General features: G+C 65.8%; 21 protein-coding genes and 1 pseudogene. 19 read left to right on the top strand and 3 right to left on the bottom strand.

The window, feature by feature from the left end:
* Positions 1-40 precede the first annotated feature (40 nt).
* From AC4JJG_RS12250 to AC4JJG_RS12160, 19 genes and pseudogenes are all read left to right on the top strand, one after another.
* Positions 41-595 carry a NuoB/complex I 20 kDa subunit family protein gene (locus AC4JJG_RS12250; protein WP_495401593.1) on the top strand — a complete coding sequence of 185 codons (555 nt, stop codon included), beginning with the start codon at positions 41-43 and terminating at the stop codon, positions 593-595.
* Positions 592-1260, top strand: coding sequence for an NADH-quinone oxidoreductase subunit C (locus tag AC4JJG_RS12245; RefSeq protein WP_495401594.1), 669 nt, complete (start codon positions 592-594; stop codon positions 1258-1260). The genes AC4JJG_RS12250 and AC4JJG_RS12245 overlap by 4 nt, the downstream gene beginning before the upstream one ends.
* Positions 1260-2582, top strand: a complete 1323-nt coding sequence (nuoD, locus tag AC4JJG_RS12240; protein WP_495401595.1) for an NADH dehydrogenase (quinone) subunit D — start codon at positions 1260-1262, stop codon at positions 2580-2582. The genes AC4JJG_RS12245 and nuoD overlap by 1 nt, the downstream gene beginning before the upstream one ends.
* Positions 2579-4569, top strand: a pseudogene (gene nuoF, locus AC4JJG_RS12235) (NADH-quinone oxidoreductase subunit NuoF). Before nuoD ends, nuoF begins: the two are co-directional and overlap by 4 nt.
* On the top strand, positions 4566-6962 hold the full coding sequence (locus AC4JJG_RS12230; RefSeq protein ID WP_495401596.1) for an NADH-quinone oxidoreductase subunit G: 2397 nt from the start codon (positions 4566-4568) through the stop codon (positions 6960-6962). Before nuoF ends, AC4JJG_RS12230 begins: the two are co-directional and overlap by 4 nt.
* A complete protein-coding gene (gene nuoH, locus AC4JJG_RS12225) occupies positions 6959-8251 on the top strand; it encodes an NADH-quinone oxidoreductase subunit NuoH (protein ID WP_495401597.1) in 1293 nt (430 codons plus the stop codon). The genes AC4JJG_RS12230 and nuoH overlap by 4 nt, the downstream gene beginning before the upstream one ends.
* Positions 8244-8780: an NADH-quinone oxidoreductase subunit NuoI gene (nuoI, locus tag AC4JJG_RS12220; RefSeq protein WP_495401598.1), complete on the top strand. Its 537-nt coding sequence runs from the start codon at positions 8244-8246 to the stop codon at positions 8778-8780. Before nuoH ends, nuoI begins: the two co-directional genes overlap by 8 nt.
* Positions 8777-9520: an NADH-quinone oxidoreductase subunit J gene (locus AC4JJG_RS12215; protein ID WP_495401599.1), complete on the top strand. Its 744-nt coding sequence runs from the start codon at positions 8777-8779 to the stop codon at positions 9518-9520. The genes nuoI and AC4JJG_RS12215 overlap by 4 nt, the downstream gene beginning before the upstream one ends.
* On the top strand, positions 9517-9816 hold the full coding sequence (gene nuoK, locus AC4JJG_RS12210) for an NADH-quinone oxidoreductase subunit NuoK (protein WP_495401600.1): 300 nt from the start codon (positions 9517-9519) through the stop codon (positions 9814-9816). Before AC4JJG_RS12215 ends, nuoK begins: the two co-directional genes overlap by 4 nt.
* A gap of 10 nt (positions 9817-9826) precedes the next feature.
* Positions 9827-11725: an NADH-quinone oxidoreductase subunit L gene (gene nuoL, locus AC4JJG_RS12205; RefSeq protein ID WP_495401601.1), complete on the top strand. Its 1899-nt coding sequence runs from the start codon at positions 9827-9829 to the stop codon at positions 11723-11725.
* Entirely contained in the window at positions 11722-13350 is a 1629-nt protein-coding gene (locus tag AC4JJG_RS12200; protein WP_495401602.1) for an NADH-quinone oxidoreductase subunit M, read from the top strand. The genes nuoL and AC4JJG_RS12200 overlap by 4 nt, the downstream gene beginning before the upstream one ends.
* Positions 13347-15005 carry an NADH-quinone oxidoreductase subunit NuoN gene (gene nuoN / locus AC4JJG_RS12195; RefSeq protein WP_495401603.1) on the top strand — a complete coding sequence of 553 codons (1659 nt, stop codon included), beginning with the start codon at positions 13347-13349 and terminating at the stop codon, positions 15003-15005. Before AC4JJG_RS12200 ends, nuoN begins: the two co-directional genes overlap by 4 nt.
* A gap of 195 nt (positions 15006-15200) precedes the next feature.
* Positions 15201-15941, top strand: a complete 741-nt coding sequence (locus AC4JJG_RS12190) for a GntR family transcriptional regulator (RefSeq protein ID WP_495401604.1) — start codon at positions 15201-15203, stop codon at positions 15939-15941.
* Positions 15938-16165, top strand: a complete 228-nt coding sequence (locus AC4JJG_RS12185; RefSeq protein ID WP_495401605.1) for a 4Fe-4S dicluster domain-containing protein — start codon at positions 15938-15940, stop codon at positions 16163-16165. The genes AC4JJG_RS12190 and AC4JJG_RS12185 overlap by 4 nt, the downstream gene beginning before the upstream one ends.
* Before the next feature lie 70 nt (positions 16166-16235).
* A complete protein-coding gene (locus AC4JJG_RS12180) occupies positions 16236-17675 on the top strand; it encodes an ABC transporter substrate-binding protein (protein WP_495401606.1) in 1440 nt (479 codons plus the stop codon).
* A complete protein-coding gene (locus tag AC4JJG_RS12175) occupies positions 17675-18538 on the top strand; it encodes an ABC transporter permease (RefSeq protein ID WP_495401607.1) in 864 nt (287 codons plus the stop codon). Before AC4JJG_RS12180 ends, AC4JJG_RS12175 begins: the two co-directional genes overlap by 1 nt.
* Complete coding sequence (locus AC4JJG_RS12170) at positions 18535-19302, top strand: ABC transporter ATP-binding protein (RefSeq protein WP_495401608.1); 768 nt, start codon at positions 18535-18537, stop codon at positions 19300-19302. The genes AC4JJG_RS12175 and AC4JJG_RS12170 overlap by 4 nt, the downstream gene beginning before the upstream one ends.
* A 5-nt stretch (positions 19303-19307) precedes the next feature.
* Positions 19308-22013: a fumarate reductase/succinate dehydrogenase flavoprotein subunit gene (locus AC4JJG_RS12165; RefSeq protein WP_495401690.1), complete on the top strand. Its 2706-nt coding sequence runs from the start codon at positions 19308-19310 to the stop codon at positions 22011-22013.
* Positions 22014-22093: 80 nt separating this feature from the next.
* A complete protein-coding gene (locus tag AC4JJG_RS12160) occupies positions 22094-22837 on the top strand; it encodes a hypothetical protein (protein WP_495401609.1) in 744 nt (247 codons plus the stop codon).
* Positions 22838-22869: 32 nt separating this feature from the next.
* On the opposite strand, the gene AC4JJG_RS12155 is transcribed toward AC4JJG_RS12160, so the two are convergent.
* The 3 genes from AC4JJG_RS12155 to AC4JJG_RS12145 all read right to left on the bottom strand — a co-directional run bounded on the left by AC4JJG_RS12155 (position 22870) and on the right by AC4JJG_RS12145 (position 24690).
* The gene (locus tag AC4JJG_RS12155; protein ID WP_495401610.1) at positions 22870-23526 is read right to left on the bottom strand and encodes a hypothetical protein; all 657 of its coding nucleotides are present in this window, start codon (positions 23524-23526) and stop codon (positions 22870-22872) included.
* Positions 23527-23621: 95 nt separating this feature from the next.
* Positions 23622-24005, bottom strand: coding sequence for a hypothetical protein (locus AC4JJG_RS12150; RefSeq protein WP_495401611.1), 384 nt, complete (start codon positions 24003-24005; stop codon positions 23622-23624).
* Between the two features lie 13 nt (positions 24006-24018).
* Positions 24019-24690 carry a hypothetical protein gene (locus AC4JJG_RS12145; protein ID WP_495401612.1) on the bottom strand — a complete coding sequence of 224 codons (672 nt, stop codon included), beginning with the start codon at positions 24688-24690 and terminating at the stop codon, positions 24019-24021.

Here is a 24690-nt window from a genome sequence, read left to right as displayed (position 1 = left end):
CGCACAACAGCGGTGTACGGACGCAAGGAGGATTCGCGACGTGGGACTCGAGGAGAAACTGCCGAGTGGCTTCCTGCTGAGTACCGTCGAAGACCTCGCGGGCTTCATGCGCAAGGGCTCACTGTGGCCTGCCACCTTCGGACTCGCCTGCTGCGCCATCGAGATGATGGCCACCACCTCGGCACGCTACGACCTCGCCCGCTTCGGTATGGAGGCCTTCCGCGCATCACCCCGGCAGGCGGACCTGATGATCGTCGCGGGCCGGGTCAGTCAGAAGATGGCGCCGGTGCTCCGCCAGATCTACGACCAGATGTCCGAGCCGAAATGGGTTCTGGCCATGGGGGTTTGCGCATCATCGGGCGGCATGTTCAACAACTACGCGATCGTCCAGGGCGTCGACCACGTGGTGCCCGTGGACATCTATCTGCCGGGCTGCCCACCGCGGCCGGAGATGTTGCTGAACGCCATCCTCACCCTCCACGAGCAGATCGCGCAGATGCCCCTCGGCGTGAATCGCGAGCAGGCCATCTGGGCGGCCGAACAGGCTGCGCTGCAGGCAAAGCCCACCATCGAGCTGAAGGGATTGCTGCGATGAGCGAACCCGAACAGATCAGCACACGCCACGGACTCTTCGGCGCGCAGGGCACCGGCGACACGTCGGGCTACGGTGGCCTCGTCCAGGCCGTCACCATGCCGGGCCGCACCGAACGTCCCTACGGCGGCTACTTCGACGAGATCGCCGACGAACTCACTGCCGGGCTCGCCGACATCGGCGCCGCCTGGGACGACGCCGTCGAGATGGTCGTGGTGTTCCGGGACGAGATGACCCTGCACGTCCGGCGGGACCATCTCCGCGCAGTCGCGCTCACGCTGCGTAACCGTCCGAGCCTCCGCTTCGAATTGTGCCTGGGCGTCAACGGGGTTCACTATCCCGACGACATGGGCAGCGAACTGCGAGCGGTCTATCCGCTCTGTTCGATCACCCACAACCGCCGGGTGCGGCTGGAGGTGTCCGCCCCCGATGCCGATCCGCACATCCCGACGCTCACCGACATCTACCCGACCAACGACTGGCACGAGCGCGAGACCTTCGACTTCTTCGGCATCATTTTCGACGGACATCGATCGCTGACCCGCATCGAGATGCCCGACGACTGGCAGGGGCACCCGCAGCGCAAGGACTACCCCCTCGGCGGAGTTCCCGTGGAGTACAAGGGGACCCGCATCGCGCCACCCGATCAGCGGAGGTCGTACAGCTGATGACGACCACCGATGACCCCAACACCCACACCTACACGGTCGCGGGCCAGGACTGGGACGAGATCGTCACCGAGGTCCGGGCGCGGGCGGCGGCCCAGCCCGGCGACGAACGCATCGTGGTCAACATGGGTCCCCAGCACCCGTCGACGCACGGTGTGCTGCGCCTGATCCTCGAGATCGAGGGCGAGACCGTCACCGAGGCGCGCTGCGGTATCGGATACCTGCACACCGGAATCGAGAAGAATCTCGAATACCGCAACTGGACGCAGGGGGTCACCTTCGTGACCCGCATGGACTATCTCTCCCCTTTCTTCAACGAGACCGCCTACTGCCTCGGTGTGGAGAAACTGCTCGGCATCACCGACGACATCCCGGAGCGCGCATCGGTGATCCGCGTCCTCCTGATGGAGCTCAACCGGATCTCCTCGCATCTCGTCGCATTGGCCACCGGCGGAATGGAACTCGGTGCCGTCACCGCGATGTTCCTCGGCTTCCGCGAACGCGAGATGATCCTGGACATCTTCGAGTACGTCACCGGCCTCCGCATGAACCATGCGTACATCCGCCCGGGCGGCGTCGCGCAGGACCTCCCCGCCGATGCCGTCGAACGCATCGGCGAACTGCTCGACCTACTACCCGGCCGTCTCGACGAACTCGGGAACCTGTTGAACGACAACTACATCTGGAAGGCCCGCACCCAGAACGTCGGCTATCTGGACCTGACCGGTTGCATGGCTCTCGGCATCACGGGTCCGGTGCTGCGATCCACCGGCCTGCCGCACGACCTCCGGAAGACCGAACCGTACTGCGGTTACGAGAACTACGACTTCGACGTCATCACCGATACCACCGCGGACAGCTACGGCCGCTACCTGATCCGGGTGAAGGAGATGCGCGAATCGCTGCGCATCGCCCGGCAATGCCTGGATCGGCTGGAGCCGGGACCGGTGATGGTGTCCGACCGGAAGATCGCGTGGCCCGCCGACCTGGCACTGGGCCCCGACGGCCTGGGCAACTCACCCGAACACATCGCACGCATCATGGGCACCTCGATGGAGGCCCTCATCCACCACTTCAAGCTGGTGACCGAGGGCATGCGGGTCCCCGCAGGCCAATGCTATGTGGCAGTGGAGTCACCGCGCGGCGAACTCGGCGTCCACATGGTCAGCGACGGTGGTACCCGCCCCTACCGGGTGCACTTCCGCGATCCGTCGTTCACGAACCTGCAAGCCGTCGCCGCGATGTGCGAGGGCGGCATGGTGGCCGACGTGATCACCGCCGTCGCCAGCATCGACCCCGTGATGGGAGGAGTCGACCGATGAGCGACCCGGTGTTCGTCGACCTGAATGCACCACCTGCCGAGGGGGTTCCGGTCATCCCGCCGGAACCACATCCGGTCATCACCTTCGACGGCCCCGCCGCGTATCCGGCCGCCATCGAGGAACGGATGGCCGCCGAGGCCGCCGGCATCATCGCCCGCTACCCGGTGGCCCGATCGGCGCTGCTGCCGCTCCTGCATCTGACGCAGTCAGAGGACGGGCAGGTCACCCGCGCCGGTGTTCGCTTCTGCGCCGACCAACTCGGGTTGAGCACCGCCGAGGTGGCGGCGGTGGCAACCTTCTACTCGATGTACCGGCGGTCGGCGACCGGCGAATACCTGATGGGGGTCTGCACCAACACCCTGTGCGCGGTGATGGGCGGCGACGAAATCCTCGCGGCCCTCGTCGACCATCTCGGCATCGAACCGGGGCAGACCACTCCCGACGGCCGCATCACGCTCGAGCACGTCGAATGCAATGCGGCCTGCGATTTCGCGCCCGTGGTGATGGTCAACTGGGAGTTCTTCGACAACCAAACCCCGGGTGGCGCCATCGAATTGGCCGAAGATCTGCGGGCAGGTGTTTCGGTGACACCGGCCCGCGGCACCGGCACGGTGTGTTCGTTCCGGCAAACCGCCCGCCTTCTCGCAGGCCTTCCCGAACAGCCCGATGCCTCATGACCGCCGCCATGCCACCGGTGCTCAGTAGACACTGGGGTGAGCCGGAATCCTGGACGCTGCGGAATTACGAAGCACACGATGGATATTCGGCGCTGCGCACCGCACTGGGGCAGTCACCCGACGAGCTCATCGCCACCGTCAAGGCATCGGGACTCCGGGGCCGTGGCGGGGCAGGCTTCCCGGTCGGGACGAAATGGTCGTTCATCCCGCAGGAACCGGACAATCCGCACGCGCCGCCGCACTACCTGGTGGTCAACGCCGATGAATCCGAACCCGGCACCTGCAAGGACATGCCACTCATGCTGGCGTCGCCGCACACCCTGGTGGAGGGGGCGATCATCGCGGCGTACGCGATCCGCGCGCACTATGCCTTCGTCTATGTGCGCGGCGAGGTGGCGTCGGTGATCCGCCGCCTGCGTACGGCGGTCGACGAGGCTTATGCGGCAGGCTATCTCGGGGCGAACATCCTCGGCTCCGGTTTCGACCTGGAGTTGATCGTCCACGCCGGGGCAGGCGCCTACATCTGCGGCGAGGAGACCGCGCTGCTCGACTCCCTGGAGGGTCGTCGCGGACAACCTCGTCTACGCCCGCCGTTTCCGGCGGTTGCCGGGCTCTACGCGAGCCCGACGGTGGTGAACAACGTCGAGTCGATCGCCAGTGTGCCCGCGATCATCCGTAACGGCGTCGACTGGTTCCGCACGATGGGCACCGAGAAGTCACCGGGTTTCACGATGTACTCGCTGTCCGGGCACGTGACGCGTCCCGGGCAGTACGAGGCGGGGCTGGGAATCACGTTGCGCGAGTTGCTGACACAGGCAGGCGGTGTCCGCGCGGGGCATCAGCTGAAGTTCTGGACGCCCGGCGGCTCGTCGACACCGATGTTCACGCCCGAACACCTCGACGTACCACTGGATTACGAAGCCGTCGGCGAGGCGGGGTCGATGCTGGGCACCAAGGCATTACAGATCTTCGACGAGACGACCTGTGTGGTGCGGGCCGTCCTCCGCTGGACCGAGTTCTACGCCCACGAATCCTGCGGCAAATGCACGCCGTGCCGGGAGGGCACGTACTGGCTGGTGCAACTACTGCGCGGCATCGAGGAGGGCTCGGGCCGACCGGAAGATCTCGATACGCTCGCAGACGTCACCAACACCATCGTCGGTAAGTCCTTCTGCGCCTTGGGGGATGGTGCGGGCAGTCCGATCGTCTCGTCGCTGAAGTACTTCGCCGACGAGTACCGGGCACATATCGAGCAGGGCGGCTGCCCGTTCGATCCGCGGCTGTCCACCGTCTTCGAGGAGGCCCGATGACCGAGGACCGGATCAGCGCCAGCATCGACGGTGTCGAGGTGAGTGTCACGCCCGGCACCCTCGTGATCCGCGCCGCCGAGCAGATCGGCGTGCAGATCCCCCGGTTCTGCGATCATCCGCTTCTCGATCCGGTGGGCGCCTGCCGCCAATGTTTGGTGGAGGTGGAGGGACAGCGCAAACCGCTCGCCTCCTGCACCACGGTGGTGACGGACGGCATGGTCGTGAAGACCCAATACAGCTCGGAGATAGCGGAATCAGCTCAGCGTGGCGTGATGGAGTTGCTGCTCATCAATCATCCGCTGGACTGTCCGGTCTGTGACAAGGGCGGCGAATGCCCGTTGCAGAATCAGGCCATGTCGTCCGGCCGGGCGGATTCCCGGTTCTCCGGAACCAAACGCACCTACACCAAGCCGGTGCCGCTATCCGCCGAAGTGCTCCTCGACCGGGAACGCTGCGTGCTGTGCGCACGCTGCACCAGATTCGCCGACCAGGTGGCCGGCGATCCACTGATCGACCTCGCGGATCGCGGTGCTCTGCAGCAGGTTTCCGTGTATCAGGACGATCCGTTCGAATCCTACTTCTCCGGCAACACCGTGCAGATCTGCCCGGTGGGCGCGCTCACCGGGACCGCCTACCGCTTCCGGGCGCGTCCCTTCGATCTGATCTCCAGCCCCAGTGTGTGCGAACACTGCGCGAGCGGGTGCGCACAGCGCACCGACCATCGGCGCGGAAAGGTGTTGCGGCGACAGGCCGGTGACGATCCGGAGGTCAATGCCGAGTGGAACTGCGACAAGGGTCGCTGGGCCTTCGCCTATACCTCTGCCGACGATCGGATCACCACACCGCTGGTGCGCGAGGCCGACGGTCGGATGCGGGAGGTGCCGTGGTCGGCGGCCCTACGCCGCGCGGCGGAGGGTTTGCGGGCGGCGCGCGGCCGGGCCGGCGTGCTCACCGGCGGACGGCTCACCGCCGAGGACGCCTACGCCTACGGCCGTTTCGCCCGCACCGTGCTGGACACCAATGACGTCGACTTTCGTTCCCGTGCGCTGAGCGCTGCCGAAACCTCCTTCCTGGCAACCCATATTGCCGCTCGCCCGGATGACGTCACCTACCAGGAACTGTCCACCGCCCCGTCGGTGTTACTGGCCGGCTTCGAACCCGAGGAGGAGTCGCCTATCGTCTTCCTGCGGCTCCGGCGTGCGGTGCGCACCGCAGGGCAGCGAGTCACCGCGATCGCCGCCTGGCGCAGCCCCGGGGTGACGAAACTGAACGGCACGCTGCTGCCCGCGGTCCCGGGCACCGAAGCGGCGGTGCTGAATTCGTCGGCCGCCACCGACGCGTTGACCGCTCCCGGATCGGTACTCGTCGTCGGTGAGCGGCTCGCCACGATTCCCGGCGCCCTGGACGCCGCGGTTCGGCTCGCATCCCGCACCGGTGCGCGCCTGGCCTGGATTCCGCGTCGCGCGGGTGAGCGGGGCGCGCTGGATGTCGGTGCGGCGCCGAGACTTCTGCCCGGCGGCCGCCCGGTCGACGACCCGGCGGCACGGGCCGAGGTGGCCGCCGCGTGGCAGGTCACCGACTTGCCATCAACCCCGGGGCTGGACACCCTCGCGATGCTCGCCGCCGCCCGGGACGGCGAACTCGGAGCGCTCCTCGTCGGCGGCGTCGACCCGGACGACCTGCCCGATCCGGACGCCGTACTCGGCGCGCTGGATACGGTGCCCTTCCTCGTCAGCCTCGAAATACGCAGCTGCGCAGTCACCGAACGTGCCGACGTGGTACTCCCGGTGGCGCCGGTGACGGAGAAGGACGGCATGTACGTCGACTGGGAAGGACGCGCGCGGCCGTTCACCGCCGCGCTGCCGCAGGTGGGTTCGATGCCGGACCGTCGCGTCCTGACCGCCCTGGCCGCGCAATCCGGCGTCACTCTCGACTGCGACGACCCGATCCGGATCCGCACCGCACTCGAACGGCTCGGCCGGTGGTCGGGTGCCCGCCCGGTCGCGGACGAACCGTCCGTCGACATGGCCGCGACTCCCGCCAGCATCCCTGGCTCGTTGTCGCTGACGCCCGGCGAGGCTGTTCTCGCGACGTGGCGGATGCTCCTCGACGACGGTCGACTCCAGGACGGTGAACCGAATCTGAAGGGCACCGCACGACGTCCGGTCGCCCGGATGTCGGCGCACACCGCGGCCGGCATCGGTGCGGGCGACGACGTGCGAGTCACCATTGCGAGCGAACGCGGCGCGGTGACCTTGCCGCTCATCATCACCGAGATGCCCGACGGCGTCGTCTGGGCACCGACGAACTCCCCTGGCTCGCATCTTTATCCGGATCTCGGCGCCCAGGCCGGGGATGTTGTCACGATCGCCGTCGGCGAGGTGCGGCGATGACCACCACCGCACTGGCCACCGACTTCCCCACGCTCGTCGACTTCGGTCGTGATCCGTGGTGGCTGATCCTGCTGAAGGCCGTCGCCGTGTTCGCCTTCCTCGTCGCGAATCCGCTCGTCGCGATTCTCGCGGAACGAAAGATCATGGCGCGCATGCAGAGACGCGTCGGGCCGAATCGTGTCGGGCCGCGTGGACTGTTGCAGAGTCTTGCCGACGGCGTGAAGCTGGCCCTCAAGGAGGGCGTCATCCCGACCGACGTCGACAAGGTCATCTACCTGCTGGCACCGATGCTCGCGGTGATCCCGGCGGTCATGGCCTTCGCGGTGATCCCCTTCGGCCCGACCGTATCGGTCTTCGGGCATCACACGCCGCTGCAACTCACCGACCTTCCGGTGGGTGTCCTCTACGTCCTCGCCGTCACCTCGGTCGGCGTCTACGGCATCGTCCTCGCGGGCTGGTCGTCGGGCTCCACCTACCCATTGCTGGGCGGTCTACGGTCAACGGCCCAGGTCATCTCCTACGAGATCGCCATGGGCCTCACCTTCGCCGCGGTCTTCCTCGACGCCGCCACGATGTCGACGTCCGGCATCGTCGCTGCGCAGGAACATCATTGGTACGTCCTGCTGTTACTGCCCTCGTTCCTCATCTACGCCATCTCGATGGTCGGCGAGACCAATCGCGCGCCCTTCGACCTACCGGAGGCCGAGGGCGAACTCGTCGGCGGCTTCCACACCGAATACTCATCGCTGAAGTTCGCGATGTTCATGCTCGCCGAATACATCAACATGGTGACCGTGTCGGCACTGGCCACCACCCTGTTCCTGGGTGGCTGGCAGGCGCCGTGGCCACTGAGCATGTGGGATGGCGCGAATTCCGGCTGGTGGCCGGTGCTGTGGTTCACCATCAAGGTCTGGGTGTTCCTGTTCGTGTTCATCTGGCTGCGGACCAGCCTGCCCCGACTCCGGTACGACCAGTTCATGAATCTGGGCTGGAAGGTCCTCATCCCGATCGCCCTCGGCTGGGTGATGGTGGTCGCGCTCATCCGCGTCGCCCTCGGCGGGGAGGCCGACACCGCACGCGCCTGGGTCTCGGCAGGCGCCGGAATACTCGTCACCGCCCTACTGGCCTACGCGATCTGGCGACTCATGCGACTGCCCAAGAAACGCGGGCCCGCTGCGGAACCCGAACCCTTCGATGCGATGAAAGGCGGCTTCCCGGTGCCGCCGCTGCCCGGCCAGATCGTCGACAAGCACACGTCCCCGACCGTCAAGGAGTCCTCGGATGCCTGATTTCCTCAAGCCGGTCAACGGATTACGCGTGACCTTCGGCGGCATGTTCCAGCCGACGATCACCGAGTCCTATCCGGAACAGAAGACGCCCACCGCGGCGCGCTATCACGGCCGTCATCAGTTGAATCGCTATGCGGACGGTCTGGAGAAATGCATCGGGTGTGAGCTGTGCGCCTGGGCGTGTCCCGCCGATGCGATCTATGTGGAGGGCGCCGACAACACCGAGGAGGAGCGGTACTCGCCGGGGGAACGGTACGGGCGCGTCTATCAGATCAACTATCTGCGCTGCATCGGTTGTGGTCTCTGCATCGAGGCCTGCCCGACCCGGGCACTCACGATGACCAACGACTACGAGATGGCCGATGACAATCGGGCCGACCTGATCTACGAGAAGCAGCAGTTGCTGGCCCCGCTCGAACCGGGCACGCAGGCGCCCCCGCACGCGATGGCTCCCGGTTCCACCGATGAGAACTACTACCGCGGCGAGGTGCGCAGCGACGGCACTCTGAACACCGGAGCGGACGCATGACGACGCTCGTCGCGGAGGCCGCGCGAACCTCGACCCCGGAGGCCGTGCAGTTCTGGATTCTGGCCGTCGTCGCGGTGGCCGGCGCGCTCGGCGTCGTGTTCGCGACCAAAGCCGTCTACTCGGCGCTGTTCCTCGCGACGACAATGATCGTGCTCGCCGTCTTCTATGTCGCGCAGGGCGCGTTGTTCCTCGGGGTCGTCCAGGTCGTCGTCTACACGGGCGCAGTGATGATGCTGTTCCTGTTCGTGCTCATGCTCATCGGCGTCGACTCGTCGGACTCACTGGCGGAAACGCTGCGCGGACAACGCCTCTACACCGCGCTCATCGGCATCGGCTTCGGTGTGCTGCTGATCGCGGGTATCTCGAACGGCGTGGTCGCAGCCACGCGCCCCGGAGCCGCGCCGCCCGGCAGCACCGCCGGGGACGGCGACGTCGAGGCCATCGCCGAGTTGATCTTCGTGCGGTACCTGTGGGCCTTCGAGCTGACCGGCGCGCTCCTCATCACCGCCACGCTCGGCGCGATGGTGCTCGCGCACCGGGAACGGTTCGGCCCCAAGCGCAGTCAGCGGGAGCTGTCCGTCGAACGCTTCCGCCTCGGGGCCGACATGACACCGCTGCCCAGCCCCGGGGTATTCGCCCGCCACAATGCCGTCGACGTACCCGCCCTCCTGCCGGACGGGTCACCGTCGGAACTGTCCGTCAACGCGCTCCTGCGTCCGGAATCCGGGGACGACCGATGAATCCCGAGAACTACCTGTACCTCGCGGCGCTGCTGTTCACCATCGGTGCCGCCGGAGTCCTGTTGCGGCGCAACGCGATGGTGGTCTTCATGTGCATCGAACTGATGCTCAACGCAGCGAATCTGGCGTTCGTGACGTTCGCGCGTATGCAGTCGTCGGTCGACGGTCAGGTGATCGCGTTCTTCACGATGGTCGTCGCGGCCGCCGAGGTCGTCATCGGTCTCGCGATCATCATGACCATCTTCCGTGCCCGGAGATCCGCCTCGGTGGACGACACCGATCTGCTGAAGCGCTAAGGAGGCTCCGATGAACGCCGACACGACCGCCGGCCTGCTCTGGCTGGTGCCCGCCCTGCCGCTGCTGGGCGCGGTGGTGCTGCTGCTCGCCGGTCGCCGCAGCGACCGCGGTGGGCACCTCCTCGGAACCGCGATCGTGTTCGCGTCGTTCGGGCTGGCGCTGGCGATGTTCTTCGGCATGCTCGGCCGCAACGGCGATGACCGTGCTGTGCAACAGGATCTGTACACCTGGGTGCCGGTCGGCGAGTTGCAGGTGGACTTCGGTTTTCAGCTCGATCAATTGTCGATGGTGTTCGTCCTGTTGATCACCGGCGTCGGATCCTTGATTCACGTCTACTCGATGTCCTACATGGCCGACGATCCCGACCGTCGGCGCTTCTTCGCGTATCTCAACCTGTTCGTCGGAGCGATGCTGATCCTCGTGCTCGCCGATAACTTCCTCGGCCTCTATCTCGGCTGGGAGGGTGTGGGTCTCGCGTCCTATCTGCTCATCGGCTTCTGGCAGGACCGGCCGTCGGCGGCCACCGCCGCGAAGAAGGCCTTCGTGGTGAACCGGGTCGGCGACATGGGGCTGGCCATCGCGTTGATGATCATGTTCGCGACCTTCGGTTCCGTCGGCTTCGGCACGGTGCTCGGCGATGCGGGTGCGGCGTCGGAGGGCACGCTCACCGCACTCGGTTTCATGTTGCTGCTGGCAGCCTGCGGCAAGTCCGCTCAGGTACCGCTGCAATCGTGGCTGGGCGACGCGATGGAGGGCCCCACGCCGGTGTCCGCGCTGATCCACGCGGCGACCATGGTGACCGCGGGCGTCTATCTCATCACCCGGTCCGCGCCGATCTTCGATCTGGCTCCGGCCGCGCAGGTGGGCGTCGTGGTGGTCGGCGCGGTGACACTGCTGTTCGGTGCGATCATCGGCTGCGCGAAGGACGACATCAAGAAGGCGCTCGCGGCGTCGACGATGAGCCAGATCGGCTACATGGTGCTCGCCGCCGGACTCGGTCCGGCCGGGTACGCCTTCGCGATCATGCACCTTCTGACCCACGGATTCTTCAAGGCCGGACTGTTCCTCGGTGCCGGTTCGGTGATGCACGGGATGGACGACGAGACCGACATGCGGCGCTTCGGCGGTCTGCGCACCGTCATGCCCATCACCTTCGTGACCTTCGGCCTCGGGTACCTCGCGATCATCGGGGTGCCGCCGTTCGCGGGTTTCTTCTCCAAGGACCCGATCATCGAGGCCGCGTTCGCCTCCGGTGGCGCGAAAGGCTGGTTACTCGGTGGCGCAGCACTTCTCGGCGCCGGCATCACCGCCTTCTACATGACGCGGGTGATGCTGCTGACCTTCTTCGGCAAGCGCCGGTGGCGCGAGGGTGTTCATCCCCATGAGTCCCCGGCGGCCATGACGCTGCCGATGATCGTGCTGGCCGTCGGCTCGGTGGGGGCGGGTCTGCTTCTCGCACAGGGGGATCGACTGGTGCACTGGCTCGAACCGGTCGTCGGCCATGCGCATCACGAACTGCCGGTTCCCGCCTGGGTGATCACCGTGGTGATCCTCGTCGTCGTCGCAGCGGGTATCGCCGTGGCGATCCGGCAGTACGCACTCTCCGAGGTCCCCGACACCGCGCCGGTCGACGTCTCGGGTCTCACCTCGGCAGCGCGGCAGGACCTGTACGGCGACGCGTTCAACGAGCGCACCCTCATGCGGCCCGGCCAAGGGCTGGTCCGCGGCCTGGCGACGGTCGAGAAGGGCGGCGTCGACGGAGCCACCGTCGGTCTCGGCCACGGTATCGCCGGATTGTCGCAGCGAATACGTCGCTGGCAGAACGGCTATGTGCGGTCGTACGCACTGTCGATGTTCGCCGGCGCCGTCGCGGTCGTCGCACTCGTGATGGTGGTGAATGTGCTGTGAACGTTCCCTGGCTGACGATTCTCTGGCTCGTGCCCGCGATCGGCGCACTCGCCATCCTCGTGTTCCCCACCGGACGAACCGATCTCGCCAAATGGGCGGGGCTCGCGATCTCGCTCGCCGTGCTGGCGTTGTCCGTCGGTCTGGCAGCCGGATTCGACGCCGACGGGAATCGGTACCAGTTCGTCGAAGATCACTCGTGGATTCCGTCCCTGGGCATGCGGTACACCCTCGGTCTCGACGGCATCGCGCTCGTCCTCATACTGCTGACGGCGGTGCTGGTCCCGATCCTGCTCGTCGCGGGCTGGCGCGACGCCGATCACAGTGGCTCCCTGGATCATTCGGGTGGTCGCCGGGAGAAGGGCCCGCACACCTACGTGGCTCTCACGCTGGCCGTCGAGTCGATGATGCTGATGAGCTTCCTGTCCCTGGACATTCTGCTCTTCTACATCTTCTTCGAGGCCATGCTCATCCCGATGTACTTCCTCATCGGCGGCTTCGGCACGGGACCCGATCGCGCTCGTGCGGCGGTGAAGTTCCTGCTGTACAACCTCTTCGGCGGTCTGATCATGCTCGCCGCGGTGATCGGGCTGTACGTGGTAACCGCACGCTCCGACCTCGGCACCGGCGGCGGCACCTTTGACCTGCGGGTCGTCGCGGACGCGGTGGCCGGGGGCGGACTCGATGCGAGCCCGGAGTTGCTGCGCTGGCTGTTCCTCGGATTCCTGTTCGCGTTCGCCGTGAAAGCCCCACTGTGGCCGTTCCATTCGTGGCTACCCGATGCCGCGGTTGCCGGCACCCCGGCAACGGGTGTGCTGATGATGGCGGTCGTCGACAAGGTCGGCACCTTCGCGATGCTGCGATTCTGCCTCGAACTGTTCCCCGAGGCGTCGAGGTTCTTCGCTCCGGCGATCGTCACCCTCGCGGTGATCGGCATCATCTACGGTGCGCTGCTCGCCATCGCGCAGACCGACATGATGCGTCTCATCGCCTACACGTCGATCTCCCATTTCGGTTTCATCATCCTGGGTATCTTCGCGATGACCACGCAGGGACAGTCCGGTGCGACGCTCTACATGGTGAATCACGGAATATCGACCGCCGCACTGTTTCTCATCGCCGGATTCCTCGTATCGCGACGCGGGAGCCGGATGATCGCCGACTACGGAGGCGTGCAGAAGATCGCACCCGTACTGGCGGGCACCTTCCTGATCGCCGGGCTCGCCACCCTCTCGCTCCCCGGATTGTCGCCATTCATCAGCGAATTCCTGGTACTCATCGGCAGTTTCACCCGCTACCCGGTGGCGGCCGTCGCGGCCACCAGTGCCCTCGTGCTGTCGGCCATCTACATTCTGTGGACCTATCAGCGGGTCTTCGGCGGGCCGGTGCGCGATCTGCCGTCCACGGCCACGGGCGGTCCCGGCGCGGCGACTCGCCCACTGCCGGATCTCCGGCGACGCGAACTCGCCGTGGTGACACCACTCATCGCACTTCTCCTGGTGTTCGGGATGTACCCGAAACCGCTACTGGACGTCATCAATCCGGCTGTGGAACACACGATGACGTCGGTGGGCGTCAAAGACCCGCGGCCCGCGGTGACCGCTCCGAGTGAAGGGGGATCGCGATGACCATCCCGGCGCCCAGCATCGCCTATGGCGCCCTGTCCCCGATGCTGATCGTTTTCGGCGTCGGTGTGGTGGGTGTGCTGATCGAGGCCTTCGTACCACGCGCCCGGCGGTTCACCGTCCAACTCGCCGTCGCCGCGGCGGGACTCGTGGCGGGCTTCGCCGCACTCGTCGCGGTCGCGATGGATGCCTTCGGTGATGGCGGGCAAGGACAGTCGGTGATGTCGGGGGCCGTGGTGTTGGACCGGCCCGCGCTGTTCCTGCAGGGTCTTCTACTGATCGTCGGGCTCCTCGGCGTGGCCTTCATGGGTGAACGGCGACTGGAGAAGGTCGTCGCACCACACCCCATCGAGCTGCGGGTCAGCGACGGACCGGGCGCTGCAGCGCAGGCGACGCTAGGTAGCACTCCGGCCGACATGTTCACTCCCGCCGGTGCGGTGGTGCCCAATACCGACGCCGAATTCGAGGCGACACGCGTGGGCGCGGTGACCACCGAGGTGTTCCCGCTGACGATGCTGGCCGTCGGTGGACTGATGTTGTTCCCGGCCTGTGGCGACCTGCTGACGATGTTCGTTGCGCTGGAGGTCTTTTCGCTCCCGCTGTATCTGTTGTGCGGTCTGGCCCGCCGTCGGCGGCTGATCTCCCAGGAAGCCTCGCTCAAGTACTTCCTGCTCGGCGCCTTCTCATCGGCCTTCTTCCTCTTCGGCGCCGCCTTCGCCTACGGTGCCACCGGCTCACTGACGCTCACCGAGTTCGGCGCGGCGCTGAGCATCCCGGGCGCCGATCACGTGCTGCCGCTGATCGCGTTGGCTTTGCTGGCCGTCGGTCTGCTCTTCAAGGTCGGCGCCATTCCGTTCCACTCCTGGATACCCGACGTGTACCAGGGAGCACCCACACCGGTGACGGCGTTCATGGCGGCGGCGACGAAAATCGCGGCCTTCGGTGCGCTGCTGCGGGTTTTCCGCACGGGTTTCGGTGCGCTGGAAGATGATTGGCAACCGATCCTGTGGGCGGTGGCGATCGCCACCATGGTCGTCGGCGCGATCATGGCGGTGACACAGACCGACGTGAAACGTCTGCTCGCCTATTCGGCGATCACCCACACGGGCTTCATCCTGTTGGGGCTCATCGCCTTTGACGATGCGGGTACGTCCGCCACGTGGTTCTATCTGTCCGCGTACGCCTTCTCGACCTTCGGGGCCTTCGCCATCGTCGCTGTCGTGCGCGAGCCCGAACGTGCCTCCGGTCCGCACCTCTCCGGTCGTGAGGCCACCGACATCACCCAGTGGGCCGGACTCGGCAAACGCTATCCGCTCGTCGGCGCGATGTTCTCGATGTACTTGCTGGCCTTCGCCGGGATTCCCCTCACCAGTGGCTTCATCGCGAAGTTCGACATCTTCGCGGCGGTCGGGGGAGCCGGTGGCGCCGCGCTGGTGATCGTCGGTGTGATCAGCAGCGCCATCGCCGCCTACTTCTACATCCGCATCATCGTCGCGATGTTCTTCGCCGACGTCCCGGCCGACGCCCCCGGCGTCGTGAAGCCGAGTCCGCTCACCACCATCCCGATCGCCGTCTGCACCGCAGCGACCATCGTGCTCGGCATCTTCCCGCAGCCGCTCCTCGATCTGACGGAGAACGCGGCACGCTTCCTGACCTAGATCGGGCCTCGAATTGCGTGCTCGCTGATTCTAATTCGAACGGCCGCACCTCGGTGGCGCAAATGCCGACCCGCCATGGATAGTCCATGGTCAGCGCGCCGATCGGCGCGCTGACGGTGGCGGAATCGTCGTCGTCAGCCCCACCGATGAACAGCGCTCTGCCCACAGACCGACAACAGCACTACTGTCCACTCCATGCAGCCCAGAACCACCGGAGCCGGACGTCTGCGGGCCGAGAACGCCCGCATGGTCGCCGACGTGCTGCGCCGCCAGATCCACGACGGCGACATCGTCGGCGCCCTCGACGAGCGCGCACTGATCACCGACTTCAGTGTCTCCCGCAACACCATTCGCGATGCTCTCGGCATCCTCACCGACGAAGGGCTGATCGAGCGTGCACCGCGTGTCGGGACGCACGTCGTCGCACGCAAACTGGACCACGGGCTCGACGCGCTTCTCGGACTCAAGGAAACGCTGCGGATGCACGGCGAGGTCCGCAACGCGGTGAAGGTCGCGACACTCGTGAACGCACCGCGCGCCGTGGCGCGACGGCTACAGCTCGGTGAGGATGCCCAGGCCGTCTACATCGAACGCCTGCGTTATCTCGACGATGAGCCGATCAGCCTCGATATCACCTATCTCGTACCGGATCTCGGTATTCCGCTCCTGGAACATGATCTCGAGTCCACCGATGTTTTCGTATTGCTCGAACAGATCGCGGGCGGACCACTTGGTCACGCATCGATGACGGTCGAGGCCGTGGATGCGGATCCGCATTCGGCCGCCCACCTCGAAATCGCCTCGGGCAGTGCCCTTCTGCTGCTGGAACGCCTCACCCATCTGGCCGACGGGAATCGCCCCGTCGACCTCGAATACATCCGCATGCGCAGCGACCGGATCTGCTTGCGCAGCACCGCACAACGGAGGCAGCCATGAGTCAGGTCAGCCAGCGCGTCGACGTACCCGTCACCATCGACGAATCACTCTGCATCGAGGGCTGCACCCTCTGCGTCGAGGTCTGTCCCCTCGATTCCCTCGCCATCAACCCGGACAGCGGCAAGGCCTACATGCATGTCGACGAATGCTGGTATTGCGGCCCGTGCGCGGTCCGCTGTCCCACCGGTGCGGTCACCGTGAACATGCCGTATCTCCTGCGCTGAATCCCCTCACACACGTTCCACCCGTGCGCCACCCGGCGGACGGTCACCTTGTCGGCCCCAAGGACATCCCATGAGATCTCATCGACCACGAGCGAGCCGTGTCGCCGCCCTCCTCACCGCTACCGCCTGCGCAATCGGCGCCACCGCATGTTCGCTCGACGGTGCCGCCGACTCCGATGCCGTGCACGTCGTGGTCGGTTATCAGTCGAAAACGATCAACACGGTCACCGCGGGCACCCTGCTGCGTGCGGGCGGCCAGTTCGAGAAGCGGCTCGGCGAGCTGTCCGAGAAGACCGGTACCAAGTACGTCGTCGACTGGCAGGACTTCGACACCGGCGCACCGATCACCACCGGCATGGTGGCCGGAAAGATCGACATCGGTTCGATGGGCGACTACCCCCTGTTGATCAATGCCGCTCGGGCAGGTGCGCAGGCAGGCACCCGCACCGAGATGCTGTCGGTCACCGGGTCGAGCGCCCGCGGGTCGCTGAACATGATTGTGGTGCCGCCTGATTCGCCTGCGCGAACCCTGTCCGACTTGCGCGGACGAACCATCTCGGCAAGCGTCGGTTCCGCGGGTCACGGCACCGCCGTGCAGGCCCTCGACCGTCTGGGCATCGACCCGACCAGCGGAGTCCGGGTGCAGAATCAGCAGCCGCAGGTGGGCGCCTCCGCTCTGGAATCCGGCAAGGCCGATGCGCTGGCACAGTTCGTCGCGTGGCCGGGACTGCTGGTTTTCCAGGACAAGGCGCGGCTGCTCTACGACGGCGCCGAACTCGGTGTGCCCACTCTGCACGGCGTGGTGGCCCGAGCCGCGTTCTCCGAGCAGCATCCGGATGTCACGACCGCTTTCCTCGCTGCGCAACTCGACACGACGCGCACGCTGACCGAGCAGCCACTGACAGCCGCCGAGACGGTCGCGAAGCAGACCGGTCTGCCCGCCGAAGTCGTCTACCTGTACAACGGGCCGGGCGGCACCGATTTCAACACGGCGCTCAAACCCTCGCTGATCCAAGCACTTCGAGGGGACATCCCGTACCTGAAGTCCATCGGCAGCTTCGAGCACGCCCCCGATCTTGAAGCCTTCGTCCAGCCGAAGTATCTGGAACAGGCCAGCCGTGCGGCCGGCGCCGACTACAGCCAAGCCCTCGCGCAGACCGAGAGCACCTCGGTGATCCGCGGGCACGATCCGGTGTGCAACACAGAGGTTCAGGCCTCCGCATCCGCCGAGTTGTGGCTCGACGGCCGCAAGGGCACCCAGCCGGCCGCCGGTCCCACGTGCCTGTTGAAGGCCGTCAAAGCCGCCCGGACCGACGGGACCACGGTGCGCGCGGCCTACATCATCGATCCCGTTCTGCGCACACGCTGGTTCGCCGACGAGGCCATCTGGGTGCGCGACGGTGCCGAGTTCGTCGGATTCACCACCGAGGACGGCGCGCGCCGCTACCGGGAGCGGCATCCGGGCTCTACCGAACTGTCCTTCGATCAGGCCGTCGCGCAGGTGTCCTGATGACCACCATCACCGCCGATCCACTCCTCGCCGACCGCACCGACGCGGTCGACAGGTCCGCTCCGAACGATTCGCGGCGCACACCACATCGCTGGTGGCAGTGGCCGATCCGGGTGACCGTGCTGCTCGTTGCCGCCGGTCTCTGGCAGTTGCTCACCACCAACGACGTGGTGTTCTGGGCCCGCTTCGACACCGTGCCCTCCGTGACCGACATCGCCCGGTCCTTCTGGAGCAGCCTGGCATCCGGCCAGTACTACCTCGACATCGGCCAATCGCTGATCCGTATCGGGACGGGCTTCGCGCTCGCGGTGGTGGTGGGCGTACCGATCGGAATCGCTGTCGGCCGCTCCACCGCAGCACGCCTCGGCATAGGCACACTCACCGAAGTCCTGCGGCCCATTCCGGCCATCGCCCTGGTTCCGGTCGCGATCCTCGTGCTCCCCACCGATGAGGCCGGAATGGTGTTCATCACCTTCACCGCCGCCTTCTTCCCGATCATGGTCGCCACCCGGCATGCGGTGCGCGCGCTGCCGACAATCTGGGAGGACTCGGTGCGCACGATGGGCGGCGGACGGCTCGCTGTCCTGCTGCGCGTGGTACTTCCGGGGATCGCTCCCGGTGTGTTCAGCGGCCTGTCGGTCGGCGTGGGTGTCGCCTGGATCTGCCTGATCTCCGCGGAGATGATCTCCGGACGCCTCGGCATCGGCTATCGCACCTGGCAGGCGTACACCGTCGTCGACTACCCACAGGTCTTCGTAGGCATGCTCACCATCGGGGCATTGGGCGCCGCGACATCGGGCGCCATCGAACTGCTCGGCCGCCGGCTCACCCACTGGTTGCCCCGAGGACAGGAAACCCGATGACCGCCACCACTTCTCGCGAGGCCACCACCGCCATGGGGCTGACCCTGCGCGATGTCTCGATCGGCTACGGGGACACCACCGTGATCGACGGACTGGACCTCACGGTTCCCGCCGGACAGATTCTCGTCCTGACCGGCCCGTCGGGCTGTGGCAAGTCCACGGTGCTGCGCGCCCTCGCGGGACTACTCCCCGTGCAGTCGGGTTCGATCACCGCCGACGACACACCGGTGACCGGGACGTCCCGCGATCGCGCCATGGTCTTCCAGGATGATGCGCTGCACCCCTGGCGCACCGTCCGCGGGAACATCCTGCTGGCGCTGACACTTCGCGGAGTGCCGCGCGCCGAACGCGACTCCCGGGCCGACCAGTGGATCACCGAGATCGGCCTCGACGGCTTCGCCCGCTTCCTGCCCAAGTCGCTATCCGGTGGGATGCGGCAACGGGTGCAACTCGCCCGCGGCCTGGCCGGCGCTCCGCGAGCGGTGATGATGGACGAGCCGTTCGGGGCACTCGATGCCCAGACCCGAACCACCATGCAGCAGTTGCTGATCGACACCCTGGCGACACATCCGTCCACCGTGGTCTTCGTGACCCATGACGTCGACGAGGCGATCCTGCTCGGTGACCGGATAGTCGTCCTGGGACGATCCGGCGAGCCGGTCCGCGCGGTCGTCGACATCCCCGAACCGCGCAGCACCGAACGCGACCCCGCGGTCACCGCACGGCTGCGGACCACCATTCTCGACGCATTGGAGAACCGTTGAACGACATGCAGATCCCGGACATCGCGGAGCGGAGCAGATTGTCCTGCGACGTCCTGGTGATCGGTGGCGGCACCGCGGGCACCATGGCCGCACTCACCGCCGGCGAGAACGGCGCCTCGGTTCTGCTGCTGGACAAGGCTCACGTCCGGCATTCCGGCGCCCTCGCCATGGGGATGGACGGCGTGAACAACGCCGTGATCCCCGGCAAGGCAGAACCCGAGGATTACGTCGCGGAGATCACCCGGGCCAACGACGGCATCGTCAATCAGAAGACCGTGTACCAGACGGCAACCCGCGGCTTCGCCATGATCGGACGGCTGGAGCGCTACGGCGTGAAGTTCGAAAAGGACGAGTACGGCGAATACGCGGTGCGGCGCGTCCACCGGTCCGGTTCCTATGTGCTCCCGATGCCGGAAGGCAAGGACGTCAAGAAGTCGCTCTACCGGGTACTCCGCAAGAAGGAGATGCGCGAGCACATCACCATCGAGAACCGGTTGATGCCCGTCCGCGTCCTCACCGAGAACGGACGGGCCGTCGGCGCCGCCGCATTACACACCCGGACAGGGGAATTCGTCGAGATCGCGGCGAAGACCGTCATTCTGGCCACCGGGCCCTGCGGCCGGCTCGGGCTGCCCGCGTCCGGATATCTGTACGGCACCTACGAGAATCCGACCAACGCCGGTGACGGCTATTCGATGGCGTTCCACGCGGGCGCCGAACTCAGTGGCATCGAATGCTTCCAGATCAACCCGCTGATCAAGGATTACAACGGTCCGGCGTGTGCGTACGTCGCGAATCCCTTTGGCGGCTATCAGGTCAATGCCGACGGCGAACGATTCGTCGACTCCGACTACTGGTCCGGCGACATGATGTCCGAGGTGCACTCCGAGATCGAGTCGGCACGTGGACCCATCTATCTGAAGGTCAGTCATCTGCCCGAGGAGACACTCGACGCCCTCGAATCGATCCTGCACACCACCGAGCGCCCGACGCGCGGCACCTTCCACGAGAACCGGGGACACGACTACCGCACGCACGACATCGAGATGCACATCTCGGAAATCGGTTTGTGCAGTGGGCATTCCGCATCCGGCGTCTGGGTTGACGAGAACGGACGCACCACCGTCGACGGACTTTATGCGGCAGGGGACCTTGCCTGCGTGCCGCATAACTACATGATCGGCGCCTTCGTCTACGGCGAGCTGACCGGTCAGCACGCCAGCAACAGCGCGAAGGAACTCGAGGCACCCGACGACCTACCGCTCGATCAGCTGCAGGAGGCGCACGACCTGATCTATCGGCCGCTGCGCAATCCGGACGGTCCACCGCAACCGCAGGTGGAGTACAAGCTCCGCCGATTCGTCAATGACTATGTGGCACCGCCGAAGACCGGGAACAAGCTGGGCATCGCGATCGAGACCTTCGAGCGGATGCGTGAGGAGATCGCCGGCATGAGTGGTCGCACGCCGCACGAACTGATGCGGTGTGCGGAGGTCTCCTTCATCCGTGATTGTGCCGAGTTGGCCGCTCGCAGCTCGCTCACCCGCACCGAAAGCCGTTGGGGCCTCTATCACGATCGCGCCGATCTGCCCGAACGCCGCGACGGTGAATGGGGCTATCACCTCAATGTGCGCAAGGCTGCCGACGGCTCGATGGAGTTCCTCGGCCGGCCGGTGGAGCCCTACTTCGTGGATGTACCGGGGCTGGAACATCTTCCGCCGTCGGATCGCTCGGTCATCGCCGTCGAACAACCGGAGGTCACCACCGGCCCCGGTTACCGGGGCATGGAGAGTCCCGAGCGGGAGCGCAGGGCTGCCGACGCCCCCGCGGCGCAGGTGTCGCCACGGATCGTGTCGCTGCTGAGCATGCCGGTGGACCACGCCGACGATGTGTCCGGCTACCTGTCGGATGCCGACCCGGTGGTGCGGCGCACCGCGATCTCGGTGCTGACCGAGAACACGCCGGACGGCTTCGAACCGGTGGTCGTCGATCGTCTGGGCGACGAGGATCCCGATGTCCGTCGTGCCGCGGCCGAGGGACTGCGTGAGCTGGTGGAGATTCTCACGGCGTCGGACGTGTTGTCGGACGGGCTGCGCCGACACCTGTCATCCCCGGATCACGTGGTGCGCGCGGCTGTGCTGGATCTGCTACGTAGCCTGCGCATCGGCGCGGTCGAGGACTTCGGTGCGGCGACCGCCGACACCGATCACCGTGTCCGGATCGAGGCCATTCGGGGTCTCGTCTCACTCGATGCGCCAGAGGGCATTGCCGCCCTTGCGGACGACCCGAACCGGGAGGTCCGGGTAGCGGTGGCCGACGGCCTGGCACGCGTCGCGCGCGGTGAGTCCGATGCGGTGCGCGCGTTGGCCGTCGACCGTGATCCGCTCGTGCGGGCCGCGGCACTCGCAGCTCTGGCCGTGCTCGGTGACGCGGACCGCGACGAACCGACGCTGGTGAAGGCGCTCAAGGACACCGCATGGCAGGTGCGGGTGGGTGCAGCCCGCGGTCTGGCCGTGGCGCGCACCGCACGCACCGTCGACACCCTCGCGCAGGCCCTCGGCGACGCACACGGCGATGTCCGGAAGGCTGCTGCCGTCACACTCGCGGCGTGGTCCGACGATCCGCTGGTACGGGACGCCCTCGAGCGGGCGGCCGGCGATTCGGATGCCGATGTCCGGGCAGCGGTACGCCGCAGTCTGGTGGACGCCTGAACCTCGCTGTATACGGTTCGGCGGACGGCTGCGGAGTGATTCTCCGGGATGCCGCGTCGCGGACGACTACCCTTCACTGCATGATCCGGCACCGCGCGGTCGCATTCGTGAGTTCTGTCCTGCTGGGCTCGCTGCTCGTCGTCGGGTGCGGACCGGAGGACATTGAACCTGCCCCGACTTCCCCGGATTCCGGCACGAAGACCACGGTGCACTCCACAACGACCCGACAGACGGCCGAATTCCAGTGGGCCACAGCACAGATCACCGAGAAGCGTGGCCCGGTATCGCTCGATCTCGGCCTGCCTGCGATCACCACCGGCCCGGCGGCCGCCCGCGATGCGTTCAACGCGGCGATCACTGCCGGCGTGGATCAGATCGTCACTGGGGCGACCGAGGAGACCACGCTCCGTGATGGCGGACTCCTCGGGGACGAACGCAGTCGCGTGACCACACCCGGCCCACGGATCGTCGCAGGCGTCGCGATCATCTCCGCGTACACGATGGCCGCCGCCCATCCCAGCAACATCGTGAACACGGTCGTCATCCGCGTCGACGACGCGAAACCCATCACCTTCGACGACGCGTTCACCGATCCCGCGGCCGCAGCACGCCGACTGTCCGAAACCGTCACCAAGCTCGACGCCCGCATCGGCGAGGTGGCGCCCACACCGGACAACTTCCGCGCATGGCTCCCCCTACCCGAGGGGCTCCACGTTTACGTCCCCGTCGCCCATGCCCTCGGCGACTACCTTCCCGTCACCGTGCCCTGGGATCAGATAGAGGAGCTGCTACGACCCGAGGCTCGGTCCTTGTTCATCAGCTGACGGCTGCGCGGTCGATCTCAGTCGTATGCTCGTCAGTACACATGCGGATCGCCTCCAGTACTCCTCAACGACTCACTCCTTCTCCGGATCGACACGATTGAAGACACCGAAGACGAGCTGTCCCCCTGCGCAGGCGGTGGGTCGGTATGTCGCCTGACCTCAATCGGCGTGTCGGTAGGGATGCGGGCTACCGCTTCGACGAAGTCACGGTAGCTCGCCTCCGTATCGGCATCCGGGTCCGCGTCAAGGCACGCGTCAACATAGATGACGTCCGAATTATCCAGATCCAGCACCACCAGGTCCCATTGCCTGGTGATCACCCCCCGAAGTGCCGAACCCACGGAGGAGAGGCAAGCGAGGTAGTAGTGAAACCAGCGTGTGCCCGCCTTCTTCGGTATTCGACACCACTGTTCAAGCTGCGGAATCGACTGGCCAGCATGGCGATTCAGATAGACGCAACGCCCGGAGATCACGTCTGGTCGGCCAACCCGGAAGTTGACGTCGACTGCCCCATCATAATTTTCGATCAACATACCAGCGTCGTTGATGTAGCCGGCAAGCTCTGTGACGATTTCCTCGCCGGGAGACAGCGGCTCTGATGACCACACAGTCGCACTAATGTCGGCCCACGCGCGGTCGGCCGACTCTCGGCCGACTGCCTCAACAGCATTAATGCGGTCATCTACCACAGCCAACAGACCTTGAAGCGTCGTCGTGGTTACTCAGTATTGAAGACGATCCGAAAGCAGCAGGCCCCCTTGCTCGCGGGCGAGCACTGACACGGTCAAGTCCATTGAGCGCGCAACCGCACTGAGTTGCCGACCAGCGCGTACGGGTTCGGATCGAGGAACCGTCTCAACCGAACAGCTGCCTTACGCACATACGGATCGATATGCCTACACCATTCATAGAACGTCGATGTCAGGCCCGGAACATAGTTCTCGTCACTGGGTGCCTCTTCGAGTTGTGTGGCCAACTCCTCAAGAACGGCCACCTGTTCACCAGTGGACAGCCCCGAAAACACCATCACAAGCGATACCGCATCGAACGTGCCGTGAGGCGCCAGCGCCTGCCGCACCACAGCAGGCAACTCGCCACCACGAACCCTGTGCACGATATCGCTGCGATAAGCAGCTATCTCACGAGGACCATTGGTTCGATTTTTCACTATTCAATCACCGCTATTGTGCGCGCTCGAATATATAAATATAGTTATCAGATACGGGCACCGAACGTGGGCCGGCATGGCGATTAATTCGCACGGTCATTTCACTCGGAATATGTTGGACTGTTTCACAGAACATTCGGTAACCAGCTTCCGTCTCGGGAGTGGAAGGCGCATTCAAGTATACTTCGATCACAATGCCCTCCGACCCCTCCAGGTCAAGCAAGACCAAGTCCCACTGCTCGGTTATCACACCGCGCAAAGCGGCGGTCACCGCGGAGCTGCAGATCGGAAAATACTGATGTTTGGTCGTAATCATCTTATCAGGAAAGATGCACCAAGTTTCGAGAGGAGGCGGGAATTGACCGTCCCGATGTTTCAGGTATACGCATCGCTCGGTAACAACCTCGGGCCAACCTATCTGAAATTCGACCGAGACTCTCGCATAGTTGCCTATCGACATACATCTTTCGTCGATATAGGGACCCAGTTCCTCAACTATCTCTTCGTCAGAGGATAGGGTCGTTGCGGCCCAGACGACCACATCTACGTCTACATAGTCGGAGTAGGTTGGCCGACTGGAAGCCTCTACGGAATTGATGCGGTGATCAATCAAACCAAGGAGCGCCTGGCCTGTTTGAAGCACTATCATGTACTGCTGCTGTATCGAGGATGCTTCTTCATTCAC

Source organism: Gordonia sp. B8661-1 (assembly GCF_059427765.1).
The sequence above is the reverse complement of the archived record's forward strand: the minus strand, read 5'-3'. Positions and strand labels throughout refer to the sequence as shown.

Bases quoted from the DNA above. Each gene is read 5' to 3' on its own strand.
- AC4JJG_RS12245 (WP_495401594.1), top strand. From the start codon at position 592: ATGAGCGAACCCGAACAGATCAGCACACGCCACGGACTCTTCGGCGCG.
- nuoD (WP_495401595.1), top strand. From the start codon at position 1,260: ATGACGACCACCGATGACCCCAACACCCACACCTACACGGTCGCGGGC.
- AC4JJG_RS12230 (WP_495401596.1), top strand. From the start codon at position 4,566: ATGACCGAGGACCGGATCAGCGCCAGCATCGACGGTGTCGAGGTGAGT.
- nuoH (WP_495401597.1), top strand. From the start codon at position 6,959: ATGACCACCACCGCACTGGCCACCGACTTCCCCACGCTCGTCGACTTC.
- nuoI (WP_495401598.1), top strand. From the start codon at position 8,244: ATGCCTGATTTCCTCAAGCCGGTCAACGGATTACGCGTGACCTTCGGC.
- AC4JJG_RS12215 (WP_495401599.1), top strand. From the start codon at position 8,777: ATGACGACGCTCGTCGCGGAGGCCGCGCGAACCTCGACCCCGGAGGCC.
- nuoK (WP_495401600.1), top strand. From the start codon at position 9,517: ATGAATCCCGAGAACTACCTGTACCTCGCGGCGCTGCTGTTCACCATC.
- nuoL (WP_495401601.1), top strand. From the start codon at position 9,827: ATGAACGCCGACACGACCGCCGGCCTGCTCTGGCTGGTGCCCGCCCTG.
- nuoN (WP_495401603.1), top strand. From the start codon at position 13,347: ATGACCATCCCGGCGCCCAGCATCGCCTATGGCGCCCTGTCCCCGATG.
- AC4JJG_RS12190 (WP_495401604.1), top strand. From the start codon at position 15,201: ATGCAGCCCAGAACCACCGGAGCCGGACGTCTGCGGGCCGAGAACGCC.
- AC4JJG_RS12185 (WP_495401605.1), top strand. From the start codon at position 15,938: ATGAGTCAGGTCAGCCAGCGCGTCGACGTACCCGTCACCATCGACGAA.
- AC4JJG_RS12180 (WP_495401606.1), top strand. From the start codon at position 16,236: ATGAGATCTCATCGACCACGAGCGAGCCGTGTCGCCGCCCTCCTCACC.
- AC4JJG_RS12175 (WP_495401607.1), top strand. From the start codon at position 17,675: ATGACCACCATCACCGCCGATCCACTCCTCGCCGACCGCACCGACGCG.
- AC4JJG_RS12170 (WP_495401608.1), top strand. From the start codon at position 18,535: ATGACCGCCACCACTTCTCGCGAGGCCACCACCGCCATGGGGCTGACC.
- AC4JJG_RS12165 (WP_495401690.1), top strand. From the start codon at position 19,308: ATGCAGATCCCGGACATCGCGGAGCGGAGCAGATTGTCCTGCGACGTC.
- AC4JJG_RS12160 (WP_495401609.1), top strand. From the start codon at position 22,094: ATGATCCGGCACCGCGCGGTCGCATTCGTGAGTTCTGTCCTGCTGGGC.